Origin of the sequence: Treponema sp. J25, assembly GCF_004343725.1 — a bacterium.
GTDB lineage: Bacteria > Spirochaetota > Spirochaetia > Treponematales > Breznakiellaceae > J25.
This window is the reverse complement of record NZ_PTQW01000012.1, coordinates 11,836-34,655: the sequence shown is the minus strand read 5'-3', so window position 1 is coordinate 34,655 and position 22,820 is coordinate 11,836. Positions and strand designations below refer to the sequence as shown.

The 22,820-nt window shown below is 48.9% G+C and carries 18 protein-coding genes, 5 tRNA genes and 1 other RNA gene; 8 read left to right on the top strand and 16 right to left on the bottom strand.

The window, feature by feature from the left end; translation table 11 throughout:
- Window positions 1-59: 59 nt before the first annotated feature.
- A complete protein-coding gene (locus tag C5O22_RS03685) occupies window positions 60-1,214 on the bottom strand; it encodes an aminopeptidase (RefSeq protein ID WP_132779845.1) in 1,155 nt (384 codons plus the stop codon).
- 64 nt (window positions 1,215-1,278) lie between these two features.
- Here C5O22_RS03685 and C5O22_RS03680 point away from each other — a divergent pair, with 64 nt between their 5' ends.
- The 3 genes from C5O22_RS03680 to C5O22_RS03670 all read left to right on the top strand — a co-directional run bounded on the left by C5O22_RS03680 (window position 1,279) and on the right by C5O22_RS03670 (window position 4,169).
- A complete protein-coding gene (locus C5O22_RS03680; RefSeq protein ID WP_132779844.1) occupies window positions 1,279-2,115 on the top strand; it encodes an RsmE family RNA methyltransferase in 837 nt (278 codons plus the stop codon).
- A gap of 58 nt (window positions 2,116-2,173) precedes the next feature.
- The gene (locus C5O22_RS03675) at window positions 2,174-2,962 is read left to right on the top strand and encodes a hypothetical protein (RefSeq protein ID WP_132779843.1); all 789 of its coding nucleotides are present in this window, start codon (window positions 2,174-2,176) and stop codon (window positions 2,960-2,962) included.
- Window positions 2,963-3,128: 166 nt separating this feature from the next.
- Window positions 3,129-4,169, top strand: coding sequence for a hypothetical protein (locus tag C5O22_RS03670; protein ID WP_207895342.1), 1,041 nt, complete (start codon window positions 3,129-3,131; stop codon window positions 4,167-4,169).
- Window positions 4,170-4,321: 152 nt separating this feature from the next.
- Here C5O22_RS03670 and C5O22_RS03665 read toward each other — a convergent pair whose 3' ends face one another.
- The 12 genes from C5O22_RS03665 to C5O22_RS03615 all read right to left on the bottom strand — a co-directional run bounded on the left by C5O22_RS03665 (window position 4,322) and on the right by C5O22_RS03615 (window position 13,767).
- On the bottom strand, window positions 4,322-5,065 hold the full coding sequence (locus tag C5O22_RS03665) for a queuosine precursor transporter (protein ID WP_243692858.1): 744 nt from the start codon (window positions 5,063-5,065) through the stop codon (window positions 4,322-4,324).
- Between the two features lie 99 nt (window positions 5,066-5,164).
- Window positions 5,165-5,263: signal recognition particle sRNA small type (gene ffs, locus C5O22_RS03660), an RNA gene on the bottom strand.
- Window positions 5,264-5,274: 11 nt separating this feature from the next.
- A tRNA-Ser gene (locus C5O22_RS03655) sits at window positions 5,275-5,362 on the bottom strand.
- Window positions 5,363-5,544: 182 nt separating this feature from the next.
- Window positions 5,545-5,631 (bottom strand) — tRNA-Ser (locus C5O22_RS03650).
- A gap of 7 nt (window positions 5,632-5,638) precedes the next feature.
- Window positions 5,639-5,712, bottom strand: a tRNA-Arg gene (locus C5O22_RS03645).
- A 287-nt stretch (window positions 5,713-5,999) separates the two neighbouring features.
- A tRNA-Ser gene (locus tag C5O22_RS13460) sits at window positions 6,000-6,087 on the bottom strand.
- A 239-nt stretch (window positions 6,088-6,326) separates the two neighbouring features.
- Window positions 6,327-6,413 (bottom strand) — tRNA-Ser (locus C5O22_RS03640).
- 122 nt (window positions 6,414-6,535) lie between these two features.
- Window positions 6,536-7,579: an ABC transporter ATP-binding protein gene (locus C5O22_RS03635; protein WP_132779842.1), complete on the bottom strand. Its 1,044-nt coding sequence runs from the start codon at window positions 7,577-7,579 to the stop codon at window positions 6,536-6,538.
- A gap of 87 nt (window positions 7,580-7,666) precedes the next feature.
- Window positions 7,667-8,635, bottom strand: coding sequence for an ABC transporter ATP-binding protein (locus C5O22_RS03630; protein ID WP_132779841.1), 969 nt, complete (start codon window positions 8,633-8,635; stop codon window positions 7,667-7,669).
- 7 nt (window positions 8,636-8,642) lie between these two features.
- Window positions 8,643-10,043 carry an ABC transporter permease gene (locus C5O22_RS03625; protein ID WP_132779840.1) on the bottom strand — a complete coding sequence of 467 codons (1,401 nt, stop codon included), beginning with the start codon at window positions 10,041-10,043 and terminating at the stop codon, window positions 8,643-8,645.
- Window positions 10,044-10,048: 5 nt separating this feature from the next.
- Window positions 10,049-11,086, bottom strand: coding sequence for an ABC transporter permease (locus C5O22_RS03620; RefSeq protein WP_132779839.1), 1,038 nt, complete (start codon window positions 11,084-11,086; stop codon window positions 10,049-10,051).
- A 113-nt stretch (window positions 11,087-11,199) separates the two neighbouring features.
- Complete coding sequence (locus C5O22_RS03615) at window positions 11,200-13,767, bottom strand: ABC transporter substrate-binding protein (protein ID WP_132779838.1); 2,568 nt, start codon at window positions 13,765-13,767, stop codon at window positions 11,200-11,202.
- A gap of 385 nt (window positions 13,768-14,152) precedes the next feature.
- On the opposite strand from C5O22_RS03615, the gene C5O22_RS03610 reads away from it, so the two are divergent.
- Window positions 14,153-15,703 carry a glycoside hydrolase family 43 protein gene (locus tag C5O22_RS03610; protein ID WP_132779837.1) on the top strand — a complete coding sequence of 517 codons (1,551 nt, stop codon included), beginning with the start codon at window positions 14,153-14,155 and terminating at the stop codon, window positions 15,701-15,703.
- A 129-nt stretch (window positions 15,704-15,832) separates the two neighbouring features.
- Here C5O22_RS03610 and C5O22_RS03605 read toward each other — a convergent pair whose 3' ends face one another.
- On the bottom strand, window positions 15,833-16,072 hold the full coding sequence (locus C5O22_RS03605; RefSeq protein WP_132779836.1) for a thioredoxin family protein: 240 nt from the start codon (window positions 16,070-16,072) through the stop codon (window positions 15,833-15,835).
- A 218-nt stretch (window positions 16,073-16,290) separates the two neighbouring features.
- Between C5O22_RS03605 and C5O22_RS03600 the strand changes: the two genes are divergently transcribed.
- Both C5O22_RS03600 and C5O22_RS03595 read left to right on the top strand, forming a co-directional pair.
- Window positions 16,291-16,605 (top strand): ArsR/SmtB family transcription factor, encoded by a 315-nt coding sequence (locus C5O22_RS03600; protein ID WP_132779835.1) that lies wholly within the window; start codon window positions 16,291-16,293, stop codon window positions 16,603-16,605.
- A gap of 27 nt (window positions 16,606-16,632) precedes the next feature.
- A complete protein-coding gene (locus C5O22_RS03595) occupies window positions 16,633-17,784 on the top strand; it encodes an RtcB family protein (RefSeq protein ID WP_132779834.1) in 1,152 nt (383 codons plus the stop codon).
- Between the two features lie 44 nt (window positions 17,785-17,828).
- Here the strand turns inward: C5O22_RS03595 and C5O22_RS03590 are convergent, their stop codons facing one another.
- Window positions 17,829-18,572, bottom strand: a complete 744-nt coding sequence (locus C5O22_RS03590; RefSeq protein ID WP_207895341.1) for a hypothetical protein — start codon at window positions 18,570-18,572, stop codon at window positions 17,829-17,831.
- Window positions 18,573-18,776: 204 nt separating this feature from the next.
- On the bottom strand, window positions 18,777-19,046 hold the full coding sequence (locus tag C5O22_RS03585; RefSeq protein WP_132779832.1) for a hypothetical protein: 270 nt from the start codon (window positions 19,044-19,046) through the stop codon (window positions 18,777-18,779).
- Between the two features lie 31 nt (window positions 19,047-19,077).
- Here C5O22_RS03585 and C5O22_RS03580 point away from each other — a divergent pair, with 31 nt between their 5' ends.
- Window positions 19,078-20,838: an ABC transporter ATP-binding protein gene (locus tag C5O22_RS03580; RefSeq protein ID WP_243692857.1), complete on the top strand. Its 1,761-nt coding sequence runs from the start codon at window positions 19,078-19,080 to the stop codon at window positions 20,836-20,838.
- Window positions 20,831-22,645 (top strand): ABC transporter ATP-binding protein, encoded by a 1,815-nt coding sequence (locus tag C5O22_RS03575; RefSeq protein WP_132779831.1) that lies wholly within the window; start codon window positions 20,831-20,833, stop codon window positions 22,643-22,645. Before C5O22_RS03580 ends, C5O22_RS03575 begins: the two co-directional genes overlap by 8 nt.
- Window positions 22,646-22,820 lie beyond the last annotated feature (175 nt).

Genomic DNA, 22,820 nt, shown 5'->3' with positions numbered 1-22,820 from the left:
CTGAAGGAGTCCTGATGAATGAGATCCCTTTTTTACAACGGTGAGTTCGCCCTCTGCTGTTATAAGAATTCCTTCTGGAGTTCTCCCTTTATTTCGATGGTAACAGTTTTCCCATCGGCCATGGTTGCCACAATCGTCGGATCCCGAACAAGACCATCGAGATGGATAAGGGCGGGGGCGTCTTCATCATAATTATGGCCGATCGCAAAATGGCAGGTATGGAAGGCCTTTTCATCTTCCAGCATGTTCCCGCTGATGTGGGCCGCTGGATTTAAGCCTATCCCAAGCTCCCCGATGTTGCGGGCATTCTTGGCATAGGTAGCTCCATTGCCGGGTGCAAGTTTCCCCGTCTTTTCGTATTCGTAGGCATTGTATTCTGCTAGTTGAATAGTTTCCCGGAGCAGGGCCGCCTCTTCCCCTCCTTCTATAGAGGTGATGTAGCCCCGTTCAACCTGACAGCGGATAGGGCTATGAATCAGGATGTCCCCTTGATGGAGGCTTATGGACCCATCAAAGACGATAACTCCCTGGGCGGTGTCGTTTTCAGGGCTGATGAAGGTCTCCCCGGCGGGTAAATTACCCCCCGTTCCTGGTCTGGAAAAATCTCCATCGTCCAGGCGAGCTTGACGGCCCTTAAGTCCCAGGGTAATGTCGGTGCCTGCGGGGGCGGTAATGTGCACAGCCACCGCCGCATCCAGCACCTCTTTTATTTTTGCGCACCGCCGGCTCAGTATGGAGTAATCGATAGGCACCGTCCGAATAAAGGACTCGAGGGTGGTGCTGGGGGACCAAAAGGCCCGACAGGTTTTTTCCCCATACATCTGAAGGTGAAAAATGTGGTCAAACTGGATCCCTTCATGTTCGTAGGGGTGGGCAATGCCCTGTCGATCCTTACCCAGTTTCTCTGCGCTTAAAGAGATGAATACCTCCGGCTTTGCCTGAAAGGCCGCTAGAACCAGTTCTTCCGCAAAATCGAGCTGGGTCTTCACCGGTTGATACATCAGGACCGGCCGTCCCCCCGCATCAAGGGCACTGTCATACAGGGCCCGGGCAATAAGACTTACCTCATGATCTGGATTGGTTACAATTAGTACCTTTTCTTCTTGTTGAACCTTAAGGGCTTCACTGATTGCAATCTGGGCTGCTTTCTGTAGCGCCTCAGGAATAGGTTCCTGCTCCCTGAAATGGGGGAGGTGTGTTTTATTCTGTTTCATAGTCCCAGTATGGCAGGCTGGCCCCGGATGGTCAAGTGAAGAGGTTTTATGGTAGAAAAACTCTATGAATTTGGTGCTCTTTTCCCCCGATGAACTTGGTCGTCCCCTACCTCGGCGGGATCCCCGGACTATCCATCTCTGTAAAGTGCTCCATAAAAAGGTAGGCGATACCTTTGATGCGGGGGTCCTTGGTGGCTTGTGGGGAAGGGGCCGGATTGTGGCTATAGCGAATGATGGGAGCCTCACGGTAGAGCTTAACCTTGATACGGCTCCGCCACCTAAACATCCCCTCCGGATAGGGGTGGCCTTTGTTCGGCCCATTCAACTTCGACGCCTTTTGCGGGAATTGACCAGCCTGGGGCTCTCTCATATTGATATCCTTGGCTCCGATTTGGGAGAAAAGTCCTATCGGGACACCCACTTATTAGAAGATGGCGGGGCCCGGGAAGCCATGATAGAGGGCCTTATCCAGAGCCGGGACACGGTGTTTCCTCAGGTAGAGGTATTCGTGTCGCTGGATCACTGGCTTGCTATGGTGAACAAAAGGGAAGCCCCTGGTATTCTTCGTCTTGCTCCCGATAATGTGAATCCGGCGCTCTCCATAGGAGCAGTACCGCCGTTACAGAGGGTGGTAGTTCCCAATAAAGGAGCCGATGGAGAAACCATTTCTGGGTCGACCACAAGAAAAGACGGCTTGTCCTCTGGGGGGCAATTACCCTCGGGGGACTCTGTTCTGGCCTATGTGGTGATTGGCCCTGAGCGGGGCTGGTCGAGCCGGGAGCGATTGTTATTGGATCAATCTGGTTTCATCCGTTGTTCTATGGGGGAGCGGGCCCTGAGAACCGAAACGGCCGCTTTAGTCGCGGCCTCCCTTGCTCTGGAGAAAATGGGCGTTTTTTAGAATAGTAACGGTAGTAGAGAAAAAGAAGAAGAATGATGCAGAAAGGAGAAATACATCAATGAATCAGGACCAGGTGAAGGAACTTCTGTTACGGCTTGAGGAAGCGCCGCTTGATTTTTCGGTAATTTTTTCCGGTAAACAGAGTAAGAAAGTAAATGGCCTCTATAAACCGGAAAGTCGGGAAATAATCATCCATAACCGGAATTTTAATGACCCGAATCTTTTGCTTTATACGGCTATTCACGAATATGCCCATCATCTGCATGCCTGTGCCCGGGGAGGTTTGTTGAGTAGCCGATCCCATACCGCGGAGTTTTGGGCCATCTTCCATGAATTGCTGGAAAAAGCTGAAACTCTAGGAATTTACTCAAACGTTTTTGATACAAGTCCAGATCTGGTGGAACTCACCAAAAAAATAAAAAACGAGTATATTTACGCCAATGGCTCGTTAATCAAAGAATTAGGGAAGCTCCTTCTTAAGGCCCATGAGCTCTGCCAAAAGATTGGGGGCCGTTTTGAGGATTATATCGATCGGGTCCTGTGTCTTCCCCGCACGGCGGCCCGGGTGGCCATGAAAATGTATCAGTATAACCTTAATCCTTCACTTGGCGCAGAAAACATGCGGATGGTAGCGGGTATCCGGAACGAAGAACTACGGATGGCCGCGGAAAGTGCCTTGTTACAGGGGAAAAGTCCCGATGAAGTGCGTACCCGCATTATCCGGCAACCCCCAGCAGAAGACCCCCGTCAGCACCTGGAACGGGAAAAACAGCGCCTTGAGCGCACTATTCAGTTACTTCAAAAGAAGCTGGAAGAGGTAGAAAAAAAACTAGAAGAAATCGGGTAAACGGATGATGTGCTGGGGGTGGGGCAGAGTTAAGGTATCCCTTTCTCTTTAGGAGGATACCTCCTAAAGAGGGTGTTTTCAGTCTTCGGTATTATCGTTAAGATAAAAAGAAAAACAAAAAGCCCCCTTTAGAAACAACCGTTTCTCTGCCGATAGATACAGTACCATGGACTTCTTTCGATATGTTCAGGCATACAGTGCAATAATTTTATTGGGTATCGGGATGGGGAACTCTTTCCTTTTTGCTCAGACTGTTACGTCGGTGGTCCGGCAAGAAGGTTTCCCCGGTGGAATTCACACGAAAAAGGCGCCATTTCCCTTTTTTTATTACACCGAGGCGGTCCGTCAGCAAGAGCAAGAGGACCGGAGCCGACCGTACTGGGTTCCATCCGAAAAGGAATATTATGATCAACGGCGATCGGTAACGGATTATCAATCTATCCTCTTGAACGAGGATGTCCTGGCATTTTATGGACATCCCGGTTCCCGGCAGATGGGAATTTTAGGGGTATACCCGATTGAAGAATTGTATGCCCGGCTTGTGCAGCTTGGGCAGGAATATGAGGCGGTAAGCGGGGGGCGAAAGATTCGTCTTGCCTTTTATATTATCTATGGTACTGTTTGGCCAAAGGGCGAGATCGGTATCATTTCTGAAGGGCTCTTAAAAAAATATATCGATTTTGCGTTAGAAAAAAACATGCTCGTGTTTCTGGATCATCAGATTGGTCGTTACGATGTGATTGATTCTTTAAAAAAGATGTTACCCTATTTGCGGTATCCCCATGTGCATCTGGCGCTGGACCCCGAATGGCGTACCACCGTGCCTATGCAAGAGATTGGGTCTGTGACGGCCGATGAGATAAACCGGGCTCAACAGGTAATGGAGCAATACCTTATTGAACATGATATCCCCGGAGAGCGGATGCTGGTAATCCATCAATTTAATTGGAAGATGATACAAAACCGAGAGCAGGTGAGGGCGGATTTTAGTCGCGTTCGGCTGGTTCATTGTGCCGATGGTTTTGGCCCACCCGCCATGAAGCGGGCTACCTATCAATACAATGCCCTGGCAACCAATATGCCGGTGAAAGCTTTTAAGTTGTTTTTTAAATCCGGTATTCCCGGTGCAGGATTTGACGATCCCCTCCTGTCGCCTAAGGAAGTGTATGGTCTGAATCCTCGCCCTTATCTTATCATGTACCAATAAGGCAGGTTCTTTTTTAAAAAAGAGGACCCCTCTCGGCCCCTTAGGAGTATTCCTCTGCCAAATCCTCCTTAGAAGGGGCCTTCTAATCCAATGCTTTGCTTTCCCCCTAGTCCCTCTCTTGCCGGGTCGCAGAGAGGGGCTCTTCCAAAATGTTATTTCTGAGAGAAACTGAAGGGATTCAGTTTTACCCCCACATCGTAGGTATCTACCTCTTCTTTCTTTTTAAGAAAAGCTACGATTTTGTAAGTGGCGGGGGTCATGAGAATTTCTACGCCACACTTAAAAAGATAATTTGTGAGTACCAGGGTGATAAAGAGTTCCCAGCCAAATACGTTAAAGAGGGAAGCCACAAAAACAAACACGGTGGTATCCACCAATTCACCAACCAGGGTGCTTCCGATGGTCCGCATCCAAAGATGTTTTCCCTGCATAAGAACTTTCATTCGCGACAGGACAGCCGAGTTAGAGAATTCTCCTGCCCAGTAGCCCGCAAGACTTGCCAGGGCTATGCCCCCACTGCTCATGCCTCCCAGAATAGCATCGTACGCTGTAGAGCCCGCATACCCTTCCCAGGTAGCATCCGCAGGGAGCCGTTTTAAAACAAAAAAGATAAGGCTTGCTAGGGCAAGGCAGAAAAAGCCTGTCCAGATGACCCGACGGGATGCCCGGAATCCATAGACTTCGGTTAAGATATCCCCGAATATGTAAGAAAGTGGGAAGAGAAGGGTTCCTCCATCGAAGGCCATGGGAACTCCAAAAAGGGAAAAACCCAGGTCTACGATTTTTGCAGAGGATGCCACATTGCTAATAATGAGCACCGCCACAAAATAGGCCATTACCAGATCAAGGTACCGAAATGTGTTGGAAGGGATGCTTTTTTGTTGGGAATTTTGCACAAGAAACTCCTTGTTTTGATAAGGCGGGTAGCAGAGGAACGACCGCCGCGGCGTATTATATGGGCAAACAGCCTCCCCGCCGCTGGGAATAAAAAATCCCACCATCAGGAGGTCCACGGCGCAAAAAGACCCTACTGACCGTTGCTTCCTTCCGGACCTGGCGGGGTTGGGTAGAGCTTTTTCGCATGGTTCCTGATGATGGGAAGTAGCGGAGAGAGAGGGATTTGAACCCTCGGTACCCTTTAGGGGTACACACGACTTCCAATCGTGCACCTTCGGCCACTCGGTCATCTCTCCATAAAAAGATGCACTTTTATCTCAGCAGAATGAGGGGTTCGGCTCTAGTTACGTACATCCTGCACGTCCCTTCCGACCATCCTCTGCCTTCTGTCGGCGGCATCCTGCCGCCTTTTCCTTCCGTTGGTCGGCGAAGGTTTCGGTTCGAATCCCTCGCTTCCTTTACCAACGAAATACTCCAGCGGAGAGAGAGGGATTCGAACCCTCGGAACCCTTACGGGTTCAACGGTTTTCGAGACCGTCCGATTCAACCGCTCTCGCATCTCTCCAAAAGCCTGAGGCTGAGAGGATTCGAACCTCCGACCTTCAGATCCGCAATCTGAAGCTCTATCCAGCTGAGCTACAGCCTCATAAAAAAACTGGGTCTCTTTGGTTCCCCAGTTTTTCGGTCTGGTGCCGCTTTTTTATGGCACCAAATATGTTACGGCTCTATGCCGGTTCTTCGGAGCAGGGGGGATTCGGTTTTCGGTCATGGACGTCCTGTCCACTCCTTTCAACCCGCCTCCGCCTTCTGCCGGCAGCATCCTGCTGCCTTTTCCTCCCGCTGGTCGGCGAAGGCGTCGGTTCGAATCCCCCGGGGGGTAAGTCCTTCTGCCTCTCTCGGAAGGAAGTGTCATACGGCTCTATGCCGGTTCTTCGGAGCAGGGGGGATTCGAACCCCCGGTACCCTTTAGGGGTACAACTCCTTAGCAGGGAGCCCGATTCGGCCTCTCTCGCACCGCTCCACTAATTACCTTCTGTGGATTTCCTGGCGTTCCTGGAGGATCACCGGAGCAGGGGGATTCGGTTTTCGGTCATGGACGTCCTGTCCATTCCTTCTAACCCGCCTCCGCCTTCTGCCGGCAGCATCCTGTTGCCTTTTCCTCCCGCTGGTCGGCGAAGGCGTCGGTTCGAATCCCCCGGAGGGGGAACCCCTTCTGCCTCTCTTCGGAAGAAAGTACCATCCGGATCTATGCCGGCTCTCCGGAGCAGGGGGGATTCGAACCCCCGGAACCCTCGCAGGTTCAACGGTTTTCAAGACCGCCTCCTTAAACCGCTCGGACACCGCTCCACTAAAGGCTCTTAACATTATCCTACAAAAGGAAGCCCTGTCAAGGGCCCTCCGTACTTGGTTGGTTAAAGTACTAACACACTCCCTTATGCGGTTCTACCGGCGTGAAAAGACCGACTAAGCTAGACCTGGGTCGATGTTTTCCCTATCGGTGTAAACTGTCCAGCTCGCCTGCAGGCGTGGAAGTGATTCGAATTGGTAGAAAGGGGGACAAGCACAGGTTCTTCCTGATTCTTACACTCCTCGGTGGCATAGGGACAACGGGGATGGAAACGACAGCCCTCAGGAATATTCGACGGATTAGGGATTTCCCCACTTATGGGAAGTTCTTTTATGGTACTTACCCTCCCTGGAATAGGCTCAGGGACGGCTTGAATTAAAGCCTGCGTATACGGATGCTGAGGATTATCAATAATTTCGTCGGCCGGGCCGACTTCTACTATTCTCCCAAGGTACATAACGGCGATGCGATCGGCGAAATAGCGGGCCGTTGAAAGATCATGGGTGATATACAGATAACTGAGTCCTAAATCTTGCTGGACTTCCTTCATCATATGAAGGATCTCGGCCCGGGTAGAAAGATCTATCATTGATACAGGCTCATCTGCCACTAAGAGCAATGGTTGAAGGAGGAGGGTTCGGGCTGTCGCAACCCGTTGGCGTTGTCCCCCCGAAAGCATGTGGGGCCAGCGGTTCATAAATTCTTCAGGGGGGGTAAGCTTTACCTCTTGGAGTGCCTTGGCGATCAGGGCGTGCCGTTCTTTCCGGTGGGAACCTACTTTATGGATAATCAGGGGTTCTTCCATTACATCTCGAATACGGAAGCGGGGGTTCATGGATGCGTAGGGATCTTGAAAGATCATTTGAACCCGTTTCCGGTATTCAGCCAGCGCTTTTTTGGAAAGATGGGTGACATCCTGGCCGTTAAAGAAAATGCTGCCGCCGGTGGGGTCAAGGAGCTTCATAATGAGCTTCCCTGTGGTGGTTTTCCCTGAACCGGATTCGCCAATCAGGGCAAATATTTCTCCTTTGGTGATATCAAAAGATATATCATCCACCGCTTTAATAGGACGAACGGGAGTATTCTTGAGTACTGTTTGTACAAGATTTCTATGGGGTCTAAAATATTTTTTTAAATTTCTCACCGATAATACAATGTCATTCATACAAAAAGCTCCTTTCCATTACCTGTCTTATGGGATGACCAGTAGGAATAACCCGCAGAACGCCGAAGTCCCTTACCATGTATCCTCCTATTGTTGATGTAACCAGCAGGCGCAGAGGTGCCCCTCTTCAAGAGAAATGAGCGGTGGCTCTTCTTCATAACAACGGGAAAAAACCTTGTTGCATCGAGGCGCAAAACGGCACCCCTTAGGCGGCGCAATAAGGTCGGGAGGCGTACCGGGAATAAATTCCAGTTGTTTTGTTTTTCTAAAAAGAAGGGGCGTAGCATTCAATAATCGCTGGGTATATGGATGGGCTGGACCCTGGGACCCAAAAATTTGTTCATTGCTTCCCAATTCTACGATTTTCCCCGCATACATGACGCAGATACGATCCGCTATTTCCGCTTCTAGGGCTAAGTCGTGGGTGATAAAAATAAAAGAAAGATTGAATTGTTGTTTTAATCGTTTGAGCAGATTGATAATCTGGGCCTGGACAATCACATCGAGGGCTGTGGTGGGTTCGTCGAGTATCACCACCGAAGGTTTGAGAAAGAGGGCGCTCGCAATAACCACCCGCTGTTTCATACCCCCCGAAAGCTCGTGGGGATAGCGGTGCATCACCTCTTTTGATAGACCTACATACTGGAGATACTCGCTGATAAGGTCTTCTGCCTCTTTTCGGGGCATTGATAGGTGTTCATTCAGGGTTTCCAGCATTTGCTTCCCAATAGTGAACACAGGGGTAAGACAGTTCATCGCTCCCTGAAACACCATGGAAATACTTCGCCATCGGATGTTTTTTCGGATTTCCTTTTCTGAAAGGGGAATAATATTTTTGCCATTTAGAATAATTTCTCCCCCCAGATATTTTCCTGGTGGCGGCGGCATCCGGAGAAGGGATGTACCGAGGCTTGTTTTTCCACACCCCGATTCTCCCACAAGCCCCAGGGTTTCGCCCCGGAAAAGGTTAAAACTAATATCGTCTATTGCCCGCACCGCTCCATGGCTCGTCATATAATGCATTTGGAGGGATTTTACTTCGAGAATGCTTTCCATAGTGATATTACCTTGTTTTCAGTTTAGGATGCAGAATTTTATCCATGGAGAATCCCAGGAATGCAAAGGACATCCCCATGATGGAAATGAGCAGACCCGGAGGAAGTACCCACCACCAGATACCTTTTAAAATAGCCCCCGCCTGGATGGCGTCGTGAAGAATCTGTCCCCAGGTGACGATAGTGGCATCCCCTAAACCAAGGAGACTCACCGAGGATTCATAGACAATGGCACTGGGAACCGAAAGGGCCATGGAGGCAAAACTATACGGGATAAGGAGGGGAACCATATGTTTAAAGATGATGCGACGATGACCTGCACCCAGGGCGCGAGCCGCTTCAATGTAGGTTTCCTCCTTTATTTGAAGCGCCATAGAACGGACCGTCATCACCGAACCGGTCCAGAAGAAAAACACCATCACCCCAATGAGGGTATAAATATTTGGCTTAAAGATAGCGGAACTTACTATAAGGACCGGTAATACGGGAATCGAATTAAATACTTGATATATGAATTGCATGGCGGTATCGACCCATCCACCAAAATAAGCAGAGATGATGCCATACATCACTCCAATAAGAACCGAAATAGCGGAGGTTACTATCCCAATGGCGAGGGCCCACTTAAGACCCGCTAATAGGCCAGAAAAAAGGTCCCGTTTCTCCGAATCGGTTCCCAACAATCCTGAGACGTCGCCTGTTACAATCACATAGGGAGCCTTGATGCTACTTTCTTCATCTGTTCGATACATGGTAATTTTAAATTGATAAGTTCCCTTAAGGGGGGCAAACGCCTCGAGGCTCTTATCTGAAAGGGCCCCAAAAAATATGGAAGTGCTCTGGATGCTTCTGCTAGAGAGTTGTTCTACCACTTCTTCAGAGACATATTGCTTCAGTAATTCAAAGGCCGCATCTTTCCCGTCATTATTGAGAGAAAGACGAATATCCTGATCGAAGAGGCCTTCTTCATATATTTGGGCAAATGGTATGGTATTCCCATCGGGACGGACTATTTCACACACTAACGGGAAAGTCCCGTTGCCCATCATATGAAAAATGATATCCTGTGGAGAAGAATCGGTGTCATAATGATAGGTAAACGTATAGGTTTCTGAAACAAAACCTGCCTCATCATCATGAATTTCATGGGCGTATTCGTCGATACGGCTGGTAGGTGTTGCCTTCGTAGGAGTAAACCAATTGGTCCACACCGGGGGTGCACTGGGGGTGTTATCCTGCCAGTAATCAATGTTTCGCCATTTCGTGTTTGTATCTTTCCACGGAAGAAGAAGGGGCTCAAAGATAATTATCAACAGCGAAACGATTACTATTCCAAGACCAATAAGGCCTGTTTTTTCTTTTTTGAATTCCTTCCAGAAATCGCTGAGAGCACCAAAGAAGTCTTTCATGGCCGCTATTTCCCTCCAACCTTGATGCGAGGATCCATGAATCCATAGGTGAGATCCAAAAGTATAAGTCCGATTTGGTAAAGTCCGACGGTGATTGCCAGATTAGCCATGAGAACGGGGATATCGTTCTGTTGTACCGCTATCCAGTACAGATTTCCCAGGCCCGGCCAGGAAAAAATACCTTCAAAAATGATAGCCCCTGAAATGGAACTTAAGAGGGAAAGTATGGACATGGTGATAAGCGGCGGGGCGGCGGTCCGCAGGGTATGTTTAAAAAGCACCGACTGTTCCGGGATGCCCCGGGCGCGGGCGGCCATAATATAATCATCCTGTAAAATGCCGAGGACTATGTTGCGGACCACAAAGGCGATTCCCCAAAACCCGATAAGAACCAGGGTAAGCATGGGAAGTGCCATGTGCCAGAGCATATCGATAAAGTACATAATACCCTGAGGGGTAGGAATGCTATGAATACCACCTGAGGGAAATAATTTAAGTTGATACACAAAAAACATGATAAGGATCATGGCAAGCCAAAACGTGGGCATCCCATAGACGATCATGGTGATAAAACTAGAGGATCGATCAATAAAACCGCCGGGTTTCTGTGCTTTTTTAAGTCCTAGAATAATACCCACCACAATTTCAAAAAAAGCGGCCACGGTAAAAAGGAGCACTGTCCGGGGGATTGCTTCTCCTACGATGGTAAGCACCTCCCGATCTCCCCGGGAAGAACGGATACTGGTGGACTTACCAAAGTTAAACGTAATGGTATTCCAGGTGCGAAACATAATGCGTTCCAGCATGGGCCGATCGAGGCGGTATAACGAGATAAGCGCTTCTCTCCGCTGTTGCTGAAAATTTTGGAGCGCCTCGGGCTGGAGGTTTTTTAAACGAACCGATTCGGCACGGACCTGTTCTTCGATAGAGGCCCTCATAGTATTATCTACTACCGTGTTAAAAAGGGCCGAAAGGATAAACATGATAATCACATAGGTAATAACCCCTTTACCTATTCGTTTAAGGGCAAACCACTTATACATCCTTTACTTCCTTGATGATGTAGGTAGAATGATTTATATCGAATAGAGGGAAAAGAGCGAAACCAACCGAATTTGGTTAGTTTCGCTCTCGATCTCATATATTACTACCGTTGCTAAAAGACTACAAGATTAGCCGGTTGTACCGCAGGAGCTTCGTTTGCTAAGACCGACTGGATAACAATTGTGTAAGAACCTGGGCGCAAGGCTCCCAGATCTTTAGCGGGAATAGTAACCTGGAAATTCCCGTTACTTACAAAACGAGCGGTATAGACCGTTTCAGAATTGTCGGCTTTAATTAAGGTTAAGGTTACGTTCACCTTATTACTTGCAGCGCGGGCGGTATCTGCGGGGTATGCTACCTCGGAAACGGTAATATCGATTTTTGCATCCTCTGTTCGTTTAACACTGGCTGGAACCTTGATATTGTCGATCCGGGTCATGGTAGTAGCAAAGAGTTTGGGGAAATAATCGGATTTGTAGGGATAATCACGGAATGCGGAGAGTTCAATGTAGTTAGCATTGTAATCTACTTTACTGATAAAGAAGGGCCCGTTAGAAATATAGGCATGTCCATAGGTATCGATAAATTTGATGGCCGCATTGTATCGAGCCACCGCCTGATCTGCGGTGATCCATTGCTTGATTGAATCGGGAACATAGCGGGCTTTTACAAAGTCCTGGAGTTTTGCCTTGATGTCTGCGACGCATTTAGGATTGATGACGTCCACCTCGGTAACCGCTTCGTCGCTTGTAAATGAATAAACTGTACCGGATTGGGATCCTTCCGCCACCAATTTAGCCAGGGCCTCATAAATCTCGAAGGAAACCAGGGTTTGTCGACCAGGATTACCTGCTTTAGGACTTACTACACCACTTGCGGCAACCCGATCAAGGTCCATGGGCCAGTTAAAGTCATAGTAGGAAGTAAAGGTCCCATTACGATTAAGTACTATCCCTTTGGATGTGGCTATAGCCGGTTGATATTGAGCGGCCAAAGCTTCATCATAATAGGGATCGTTTTCGCCATCTTTGTTTGCCCATTCAGCCACAAAGGCAGAGGCATACATGATGTCCGCGATGGTAACCGGCTGTCCTGAATGCCATTTGCCATAGATGTATTCCACATCGGAAAGCTTGCTATATGCCGTGGGTTTTGCCTCTTTTACATAGTCATACTTACCCGGCTCTACTTCCTTATACACAATGCCGCTTTCCCACTTTTTAGTTCTCGAGTTGTACATAATTGCCGTGGGATCCACCGGAATAAGTCCCTCTGGTTTACCATCCTTCCCGGCCCGTATTTTAGTTTCCAGCTTCTTAAGGTCATACTTTACCCGCAGCGGTGTGTCTTTTGCATTGTGGGGAGCTTCAAACGTCGAAGGATCGGTACAGGCTTCTACAATAGCAGCGGAATAGACATCACTAAATCCATCGGTTCCGACCGGATCCCAGGAACTCATGAAAAGGCCACCCCGAGCCGAATACTGGGTAATGCGCAGAACCTTTTCTCCTTTGTTATCGGCTTTTACATCGGCAGAACGGACCGACCAGTTGTTAAGTCCATCCCCCATACCATAGAGCATACGGCTATTGAAGCGGTTCTTGTTTGCCACATAATACTGGGTTTGGCTTGCAATATAGATACGAATCGCCTCTTTCAGGGCCATTTCGGTAACCTTAAGGTTGTCCCCCCAGTATTCGTCGGCGGTTAAGAACCAGCCGTTATATAGTTTTTGTGCCATCTGATCAATGGTATCGTCTTTGTAATTCCAGAACCCTTCGGTTTTTCCGCCGGGCATATATCCGAAGTAGGGCGCGTACATCTGGCTAACCGAAACGTCCCACCAGGCCCGGGTAGCACCTGCACCCCAACCCTCGGTGTACATTGACCACTCCCAATCAGCGGGGTCGGAATAGTATGCAAGTTTACCCGCTTTCGAACGGTCGTATTCGAGGCGTTCTACCTTGATACCTGCCTTTTCAATTTGGTCAGCTACATATCGACCCATGGGGAGCCTTCCGGTAGGATCATCTACCCGGATCATAAACTTCACAGTGACGGGTTCCCCATTGTAGGTCCACCACTGGCCGCTTTTTACGAGTTTCCCTTTGTTAGCTGGTAAATTAGCCGCAGCCTGCATGGCCTTTTCAATATCATCGAGGGCCCGCTTTTCATTCCCCCGGGAGGTCATACCCAGCTTGGCAGGAATGAGATTGAATCGATAGGTCCCCGGCTGGCCAGGTGTCATGGCGGTGAACATAGGTTCTCCACCACCTTTTAGTACTTCATCCACGATTTTCTTACGATCGATCAGCCAGTTAAGGGCATAGCGAACTTCCTGAATTGCCAGGGGATTAAATATTTCTTTCCCATCTTTTGCCTTAAAGGTGTACGGAGCCTCGTTGGGAATAGGATTGAGTAAGAGAGACCAGGAACCGGAAGGAACCGCATACACAGAAAGTTTATCTAAGTCTGCCTTTGGGATACCGAAGAATGTCCCCGCATCTAGCCCGGTAAAAAATACATCGGTTTTACCTTCTGCAGTATCTTTAATCGCAATGGTTTGGTCCATTCGAACATCGTAGATAACTTTATCCACGATAGGGCCATTTTTTGCTTGACCGGAAATACTCATAGTGAGTGCTAGAGCTGTAATACTAGAAAAAAGCTTTCTTTTCATGATAGCTCCTCCTGAGCCTGAAAAGTTGTTATAGATAGAATAGACTGTTTCTATCTATAGAAGAATTATGGGTATTATGGCCGTAAAATTATATTCTGTAAATGGGAAAATATCAGTCTTTGGTCTTAAGAGGCCCTTCAAGGGAAATCTTCAAAACTTTCATGGATGCATCGAATTGATCAAATCGAATTAAGATACCCTGCGGTGGTGATGGTCCCAATCCTCACCTGAGGAGGTAATTTTTGTGCCTTTTCTTTAAAGGTAGTATATCCTCAAAAACTAAAAAAATAAACATTGTTTCTCATATTATCTGATATATATCGGTAAAAATGCTGATATCAGATAGGGTGAAAAGGGAATATTCTGATAGGAGGAGGAGAAAATTATGAAACTGCTAAAGAATTGGGGATTTCTGGGAATAGTAGGATGTTTAGCCATCTCCTGTGTTACCGACTATAGAGAAGGGATGAGAGCGACAGAACCGCAAATTCCTACCGAGGGGGTCGCAAAAGTGCCGGGGAATGGAAATCCCCTGATAAGCCATAAGTTTGGAGCCGATCCCTGGGCGCTGGTATATCATAATCGCGTGTACATCTATCTTACGAGCGATGTGCTCGAGTATGCAAACGATGGTTCGGTAAAAGAAAATAGTTACAGTAAAATTACCACCATTACCTGTATTTCTTCAGAGGATCTTCTTAACTGGACAGACCATGGGGAAATCCCTGTGGCTGGGCGCGAGGGTATCGCCACCTGGGCCCGCAACTCCTGGGCCCCTTCGGTAGTCTATAAAAAGATAGATGGTCTAGACCGCTTTTTTCTTTATTTTGCGGATAGCGCCAATGGGATTGGCGTTTTAGTAGGAGAAAGCCCTCTTGGCCCATGGAAAGATCCTCTGGGACGACCCCTGGTAAGTAAGAGTACGCCGGGTTTTGCGGATGTGCTCTGGTTATTTGACCCCGCCGTCCTCGTCGATGATGATGGAAAGGCCTATCTATATTGTGGCGGTGGGGTTCCTCCGGGGAAAGAAATAGACCCTGGCACTGCACGGGTGGTAAAGTTAGGGGATGACATGATTTCTCTGGATTTAGATGCAACGGGAGGAAAGGGTCTTCCATTGAATCCACCCTATCTTTTTGAAGATTCAGGCATTCATAAATATAAGGGGAAATATTATTACAGTTACTGTACGAATTTTTCTGGGGTCCATCCAAAAACTATCCCAACCGGGGCTATTGCGTATATGATTGGAGACACCCCTCTGGGACCCTTTAGTTTTGTAAAAACCGTCTTTGCCAATCCCTATCAATTTTTTGGTGTCGGGGGAAACAACCACCACGCTTTTTTTGAATTCCGCGGTGAGTGGTATATTGTCTATCACGCCCAAACCCTGGGAAAGGCCTTAGGAATCACCAAGGGATATCGGTCCCCCCACCTCAATAAAATGTATTTTGATGAAAACGCTCTTATCCAGGACATTGTGGGGGATTACAAGGGTGTTCCTCAGATAGCCTTCCTTAATCCCTATCAAAAAGTGGAGGCAGAAACGATGGCCTGGTCCGCAGGAATAGGCACAGAACCGTTAGAACAAAAAAAGCCCTTGACCAGCCCCGGGAACATGGTGGTGTGCGATATTGATACTGGAGATTGGATTGGCCTTTCTAAAGTAGATTTTGGGGAAGAGGGGGCCCAATCGATAACCTGTAACGTGTCGAGTACCTCAGAAGGGGGCTATATTGATATGTACCTGGATAGCTTAAACGGCCCTCGAGTAGGAACGGTGACAGTAAAAAATACGGGGGGCAATTGGGTGGAAAGAAGCACCCCTATTTCTCGGGTTACCGGAATACGGGATGTATACTTTTTGTTCAGGGGTGGAAAAGAACAGAAAAACCTTTTTAAACTCGATTGGTGGTCCTTCTCAAGAAAGAAGTAGGCCTTTCCCCTGGAGGGATGATGCCATGAAAAGCCCTGTTGCCGACCCCTGGGGAAGACCTTTGGATAGAAAATAAGAAGTACCATCAGAAGGGCTCTACCGACTCCCCCACAAAGGGGCGTCGGTAATTCATTGATGATTCTGAATTATTTGCATAATACTTTCAGGCGAAAGTACTTTTCCCATTTCTTTTACCTTTCCATCGATGGCAAGGGCGGGGGTCATCATGACTCCCATGTTCATGATATCGTCAATATTGCTTACCTTTTCAAAATCCGCCGTAATACCTAATTGAGCCACTGCCCGCCGGGCATTTTCTTCAAGCTGTTTACATTTGGGACAACCACTTCCAAGGATTTGAATCTTCATAGGTCGCTCCTTTCTCAGAGAGGGAGTGAACCCCCTACCCCCGAATCATAATGTTGCAATATTTTGCAATAATAAAATAAATGTGTCAAGGGGGAACTTTGAAAGAGACCCCTCTCTATGTACCAATCAAAGTGCATGGAGTACCATACCTGTTTGCCATACCATGTGTACGGACAGTGCCCTTGACAGGGTTGTCATGTTTTGCAACTCTTAAGGGGATGACTGAAGAAGAGAAAAAACGATGTGAACTCCGGGCGGAAATGTTTAAGGCCTTAAGCCATCCCCTGCGGATTTACATGCTGGAAAAGCTTAAAGAGCGTCCCCGGTGTGTCTGCGAACTTGCCCAGGAATTGGGGGTAGATAAATCAATCGTTTCCAAGTATCTGAGCCAGCTTAAAGAAGCGGGCTTAGTGGAAGATAGACGTCGGGGGGTGCTTGTGGAATATTCCCTGGTTGCCCCCTGTGTGCTCGAAATGGCGGCCTGTGCGGAAACCACCGTCCTCCTTAACCGGAAACGGCGCTTAGAATTGTGAATAGTGGTAAGGAGCCACTGAAAAACGATGACTATCATTGAGTCGCCCAACCTACCCATTTATAGCTGGGTAGCGGAGCTAGATACCCAAACCCTGGAACAGGCCCGGAACCTGGCATCCCTTACGGTGGCCTATCATCATGTGGCCCTTATGCCCGATGCCCACGTAGGATTCGGTATGCCAATTGGAGGGGTGGCCGCCATAGAGAATGCCATTATCCCTAACGCCGTCGGGGTTGATATTGGCTGTGGCATGAGGGCGGTAAAAACCGATAGGCCCGTGCCAGAGCCGGATATCCTTAAAAAGATTGTGGCCCGTATCCGACAACGGATCCCCCTGGGATTTGAACACCGGAAGGAACCTCGGAAATGGGAAGGTTTTTCTCGGCTTCCCGCAAGTCCTGTGATTAAAGAGGAACGAGATGCGGCCCCCTATCAATTGGGCACGCTTGGAGGTGGGAACCATTTTATTGAATTGCAACGGGATGCAGAGGGCTTCCTCTGGGTAATGATTCACTCGGGGTCTCGAAACTTTGGGCTTAAGATCGCCGAGTACTACCACCGCCGAGCCCGGCAGTTCTGTGAAGAGCATGCTATATCCCTGCCCAGTCGGGATCTGGCCTATTTCCCCTTTGAAACCAGGGAGGGACAAGAATACTTTGGGGCCATGCAGTATGCCCTGGAATTTGCCCGAGAAAATCGCCGGCAACTCATGGAAGAGGTGCTCCTGATTATTCAGGAAATTATGGGGGACCTTGCTATTCTTGATAGCCTGGATATTCACCATAACTATGCGGCGGAGGAACTCCATTTTGGTAAACCTGTCCTGGTGCATCGGAAGGGGGCTACCGCGGCCCGTTCGGGAGAACGGGGGATTATTCCGGGAAGCCAGGGAAGTGCAAGCTATATTGTGCTGGGCAAGGGAAAGGCCGAATCGTTCCAGTCTTCGAGCCACGGCGCCGGCCGCCGCATGGGCCGGGAACAGGCCCGTCAGCGCTTAAACCTGGAAGAAGAACGACAACGGCTTGAGCGCCAGGGGATTGTGCACAGCCTCCGTTCGCAGCGGGATCTGGATGAGGCGGCCGGCGCCTACAAGGACATCAACCAGGTAATGGAGGCTCAAAAGGACCTGGTAGATATCCTCGTGGAACTTCATCCGGTGGCGGTGGTAAAGGGGTAGCCCTTTACCACCTCTTTCGGCGCTTTTCCCGGTATTGGGTTTTCTTATTCTGCCCGGGTATCCTCGATAGTTATGAGAAGGCCTTCTAAATTGGGGTTCTCCGCAAGAAGCTGCTCCGGGACAGCATCAAGTTTTTCTATAGCGAAAGTTTTTAGGGACTTATTCCTCTTACCGAAGGTGGTATTTTCAAGGAACCAATCCTTGTACCCCTTATCTACGAAAAGAGTAATCTCGAAGTAATCAAATTCTCTCGTCGCGTATATATTTGCCACTAACGATGCGTCCCCAGCGTACATGTTTAACTCTACATCATCACCGGTCCGCTTTTCTTTCATAATGAAAGTGGGGGGAAAATATTGAATTTTCAAATCAAAATCGCTGTTTATATAGAGGGAACTCATAATGAGTTCATCTATATTTTTAGCTCCCTGAGTAACCGCTTGCGCTACCTGCAATATATTTTTTTTATATTTTTCTTCGACTGTGTCGTATGTTTCTTCGCCAGATTTTTGATGGTAAACGTTGTTCCCTGCAATATAGTAGTAGTGCTTATTAGATTGACTATAATTTTCTGACATAAAACAGATTACTTTATTGTCATTAAAATAGAAATTGTTTCTTGCGCCACCCAGGGTAGACCCTGAGGTATAGGCGTAGAGGGTGATTTTTTTGAGGGTATTCTTAGAATCAAAATAGGCGACTGCTTCAAGGAGTGCCGGTAAATATAAATCATCCTTATTTATGCCTAGTTTTGAGGTATCGATAATTTTTATGTCATAGTCATCCATGTTTGACTCTATTTCCGACACCATCGGTACTATCTTGCTTAGTTCTGCAATCTCGGCATCGCCGGATTGTTCTTTTGAAATAGCACTTCCTTCCTGCGATGGTTTTTCTTGACCCCCCTTTGATTTGTCTGAACAGGAGAGCAAGAGTAACACTAAAGAACGGAGCCTAACCTTTTTACCATACCTTCCTCCTTTTGAGTTTGATTATAGGGGCCCCTCTTGAATTGTCAATAATTCGATAAATTTTTTGCAGGATGATGATGCATCGTGCTCTAAGAAGGTATGGGGGAATGCCCTGGAGTGGGCAATCATATCCTTTTTGATAACCAACGCTTGTGGTGGACTGCTGGTACCACTCCTCTGTATCGGCGGACCCGAGGGTGTACCATCTCGTTTAATATCCCACAACTCGGGCTCCCCGCTGAGATGGTCCTCCTGTTTATCTATCGCCGGGCGCTGTGTTTCTCTGGACACAAAAAGCCTTCTCTCGTATATTAAAAAAACTGTGAAGAAAAAAACTTTCGGCCCCTTTGCATTGCTTGGCCCCTATCTCTGGCCTTATCGCTGGCACTATGGGGCGGGTTTAGTCTGTCTTATCCTTGTGGATGGCATGCAAATTCTGATTCCCCAGGTAAGCCGTTCCATAATCGATGCGGTAGTCAAGGGGAACCTCCCCGTACGGCAGCTTCTTTTGTATTTAGGCGCCCTCTTGCTGATTGCGGCGATCATGAGCGGGGGGCGTTTTTTGTGGCGCTATTTTATCTCCGGCTCCGCCCGGAAGATTGAGGCCCAGCTGCGACAGGACCTCTATGAGCATCTGTTAAAACTTTCATATGATTTTTATCAGCAACATAAGATAGGGGACCTGATGGCCCGCGCTACCAATGATTTACAGGCGGTGCGGCAATCCATCAGTATGGGGGTGGTTACCTTTATTGATGGAACCGTTATGGCTCTTGCTATTTTAACCATCCTGTTTATCCAGGAGCCGCGAACTTCTCTTGTGGCGGTACTTCCCCTTCCCCTCATCACCATATTGATTATAGCCTTTGGGAAACTTGTGGGGCAGCGGTTCAAGAAGGTTCAGGAACTCTATTCCCGTCTCAGTGAGGTGGTGCAGGAAAGTTTTGCGGGAAGCCGGGTAGTAAAGTCCTTTGTAAAGGAAGGCTGGTTCTTGCGGAAATTTAAGGATGTGAACGAAGAGTACATTCAGGCAAACATGGGGGTAACCACCATGTTCGGTCTATTTTTCCCCCTCGTGGGCTTCCTTTCCGGGATTACCTCCTTAGTTGTGGTGCTGGTTGGGGGGCGACGGGTAATTATGGGGGAACTTTCGGTGGGAACCCTGGTGGCGGTGTTTAGCTACGTACAGATGCTCATCTGGCCGATGCTTGGTGCGGGCTTTACCATCAACCTGATCCAGCGGGGAGCCGCAAGCCTTGAACGGATTGGGGAGATTTTTCATACTCCGCCAACCATTGTATCTCCGTCGCAGCCTGGCCGGCCACTGGTTGGGAAAAGCCCCGTAGTGATACGGATCAAGAACCTTCACTTTGCCTATCCCCAGGGAGAGGAGGTGCTGAAAGGCATAGACCTCGATATTCCCCGGGGGAGTCTTGTGGGGATCCTTGGGAAAACCGGTTCGGGAAAGACAACCCTGCTTAAGACCCTCTGTCGACTGGTGGATCCGCCGGAAGGAACGGTGTTCCTGGAGGATCTGGATGTCCGGCAGTGGGATCTGGCTCAATTACGATCCTGTTTTGGCATGACCCCCCAGGATGCCTTTCTGTTTTCTGATTCAGTCAAGAATAACGCCCTCTATGGGCTGGAATCGCCTTCTCGAGAGGAATTACTGCCTGCCCTGGCTATTCACGCGGGACTTGTCCGGGACCTTGAGGAATTTACCCAGGGATGGGATACGGTGATCGGCGAGCGGGGGGTGAGCCTTTCAGGGGGGCAAAAGCAGCGGGTTTCCTATGCCCGGGCTATTGTACGGGACCCGGATATTCTTCTGCTGGATGATGCCTTTTCTGCGGTAGATGCGGAAACGGAAAAACATATCCTCACCCATCTGTTAAAGACACGAAAAGGAAAGGAGAAGACCACTATCATTGTTTCCCATCGAATTTCTACCCTTCAACAGGCGGACCTGGTGGTGGTTCTGGACAAAGGACGGATCCAGGAACTGGGGGCTCCCCGGGACCTGGCACGGCAGAAAGGGTATTATGCCACCATTGCGCAACTGCAGAGGATAAGCCATGGCTGATTTTTTTGACGCCGACGTGATTGTTAAAGAATATGATAGCCGTATTGCGGCTCGAATCCTTTCGTATCTGAAGCCCTATTGGTTTCTTGCTGTAGTGGCCTTCTTTGCCCTCGTGCTCTCCACGGTGGGAGAACTGGCGGTGCCGGTCATCCTCCGGCGCCTTATGGATGGGGTGCTCTTAAATGAGCATATCTCGGTGGCCCAGCGTTTTACCGCCCTGTGGCAGGGGGTCCTTCGAATTTTGGGCCTTCTTCTGGTGGTGTTTCTGGCGAACTTTGGACAAACCTATTGGACGGCCCTGATTGCCCAGCGCATTATGCGGGATATCCGTTTGGCCCTTTTTGAAAAAACCATTCATCAATCTTCTGCCTTCCTCAGCCGTCACCCTGTGGGACGGCTTGTAACCCGTTTAACCGGGGATGTGGAAACCATCAACGAGTTTTTTACCTCTGTTCTCGGGGCCTTCTTAAAGGATTTTTCTATCATGGCGGGGGTGATTGTCACCATGTTTCTGTTGTCGGTGCCCCTGGCCCTTGTTACCTGTGGGATCCTTCCCCTGGTGGCCCTGGTTTCTGCCTATAATCGCATTAAGGCCCGGGATGCTTTCCGTCGTCAGCGGCAAGCTTCGAGTGCCCTGAACGCCTACCTCTCGGAACACCTTTCGGGCATCCACATTGTGCAGCTTTTTGCCCAGGAACGACGGAGTGGCCGGGAGTTTTCCCATAAAAATCAGGATCTTCTGGCGGCGGGTATAAATGAAATGTATGTGTATGCCACCTTTCGACCCCTGATTGATTTCCTGGCCCAAACTGCGTTAGCGGTGATTCTCTTTTTTGGAACCCAATGGATCAGCGGAGGGGTTCTTTCGGTGGGGGTTCTGGTGGCCTTTATCAGTTTGATCAACATGTTCTTTATGCCGGTCCAGGATCTGGCGGAAAAATATACCCTGCTTCAGCAGGCCATGGCTGGAGGGGAACGGGTGTTTACCCTGATGGATGTGGACGAGCACATCCCCGATACAGGCCGGGTCCGGCTCTGTACCGAAGAGGGACCCTTTGCAAAACCCCGTTGTAGGGGAAAGATAGAATTTCGGCATGTTCAGTTTTCCTATGTTCCCCATGAGCCGGTTTTGCAGGACGTTAGTTTTGTGGTAGAGCCAGGGACCATGGTGGCGGTAGTGGGGTATACCGGAGCAGGGAAAACCACCCTGACCAATGTGCTCACCCGCCTGTGGGATATTCAGGGTGGCGAAATTCTTTTAGACGATGTTCCGATTACGGATATCGCCCTTTCGGATTTGCGCCGGGCGGTGGTTCCGGTGCTTCAGGAGGTGTTTCTTTTTTCAGGCACTATCCATGATAATATCGCCCTGGGGCTCCCCTTGAGTCGGGAAGAGGTTATCCGCTGTGCCAGGGCGGTCCATGCCCATGAGTTTATCGAACGCCTTCCCCAGGGGTATGACACGATTCTTTCTGAGGGGGCTACCAATATCTCCGCGGGGCAGCGGCAGCTTATCAGCTTTGCCCGTCTTGTGGCCCATGATCCCCGGGTCATTGTGCTTGATGAGGCCACCAGCAATATCGATACCGAAACGGAGCACCTTATTCAGTTAGGACTGGCAGAGGTTCTCAGGAATCGCACCTCTATTGTTATCGCCCATCGACTTTCTACCATTCGTCATGCCCATCGGATTATTGTGCTTTCGGAAGGGCGGGTGGTAGAAGAAGGAACCCACGAAGTGTTGATGACCCAGGGCGGCCTTTATGCAACCCTGTATCGATTGCAATACGAAGAAAATCTAATCTAAGGAAGATACGCAAAGGGGTAATCTTGCCTCAGGGAGGCTTCCTTATCTCTTTTCAAGATGCAGCAACACCGATATTTCGGTGATATCGCAATATCGGTGTGCATACAAGATGGCAGGCCTGTCGATAAATCAATAAATCTCTGTATTGTAATATAATAAGATCTGGCATGATATA

Coding starts and splice junctions, on each gene's coding strand:
- C5O22_RS03685 (WP_132779845.1), bottom strand. CDS start 1,214: ATGAAACAGAATAAAACACACCTCCCCCATTTCAGGGAGCAGGAACCT.
- C5O22_RS03680 (WP_132779844.1), top strand. CDS start 1,279: ATGAATTTGGTGCTCTTTTCCCCCGATGAACTTGGTCGTCCCCTACCT.
- C5O22_RS03675 (WP_132779843.1), top strand. CDS start 2,174: ATGAATCAGGACCAGGTGAAGGAACTTCTGTTACGGCTTGAGGAAGCG.
- C5O22_RS03670 (WP_207895342.1), top strand. CDS start 3,129: ATGGACTTCTTTCGATATGTTCAGGCATACAGTGCAATAATTTTATTG.
- C5O22_RS03635 (WP_132779842.1), bottom strand. CDS start 7,579: ATGAATGACATTGTATTATCGGTGAGAAATTTAAAAAAATATTTTAGA.
- C5O22_RS03630 (WP_132779841.1), bottom strand. CDS start 8,635: ATGGAAAGCATTCTCGAAGTAAAATCCCTCCAAATGCATTATATGACG.
- C5O22_RS03625 (WP_132779840.1), bottom strand. CDS start 10,043: ATGAAAGACTTCTTTGGTGCTCTCAGCGATTTCTGGAAGGAATTCAAA.
- C5O22_RS03620 (WP_132779839.1), bottom strand. CDS start 11,086: ATGTATAAGTGGTTTGCCCTTAAACGAATAGGTAAAGGGGTTATTACC.
- C5O22_RS03615 (WP_132779838.1), bottom strand. CDS start 13,767: ATGAAAAGAAAGCTTTTTTCTAGTATTACAGCTCTAGCACTCACTATG.
- C5O22_RS03610 (WP_132779837.1), top strand. CDS start 14,153: ATGAAACTGCTAAAGAATTGGGGATTTCTGGGAATAGTAGGATGTTTA.
- C5O22_RS03605 (WP_132779836.1), bottom strand. CDS start 16,072: ATGAAGATTCAAATCCTTGGAAGTGGTTGTCCCAAATGTAAACAGCTT.
- C5O22_RS03600 (WP_132779835.1), top strand. CDS start 16,291: ATGACTGAAGAAGAGAAAAAACGATGTGAACTCCGGGCGGAAATGTTT.
- C5O22_RS03595 (WP_132779834.1), top strand. CDS start 16,633: ATGACTATCATTGAGTCGCCCAACCTACCCATTTATAGCTGGGTAGCG.
- C5O22_RS03590 (WP_207895341.1), bottom strand. CDS start 18,572: ATGGATGACTATGACATAAAAATTATCGATACCTCAAAACTAGGCATA.
- C5O22_RS03575 (WP_132779831.1), top strand. CDS start 20,831: ATGGCTGATTTTTTTGACGCCGACGTGATTGTTAAAGAATATGATAGC.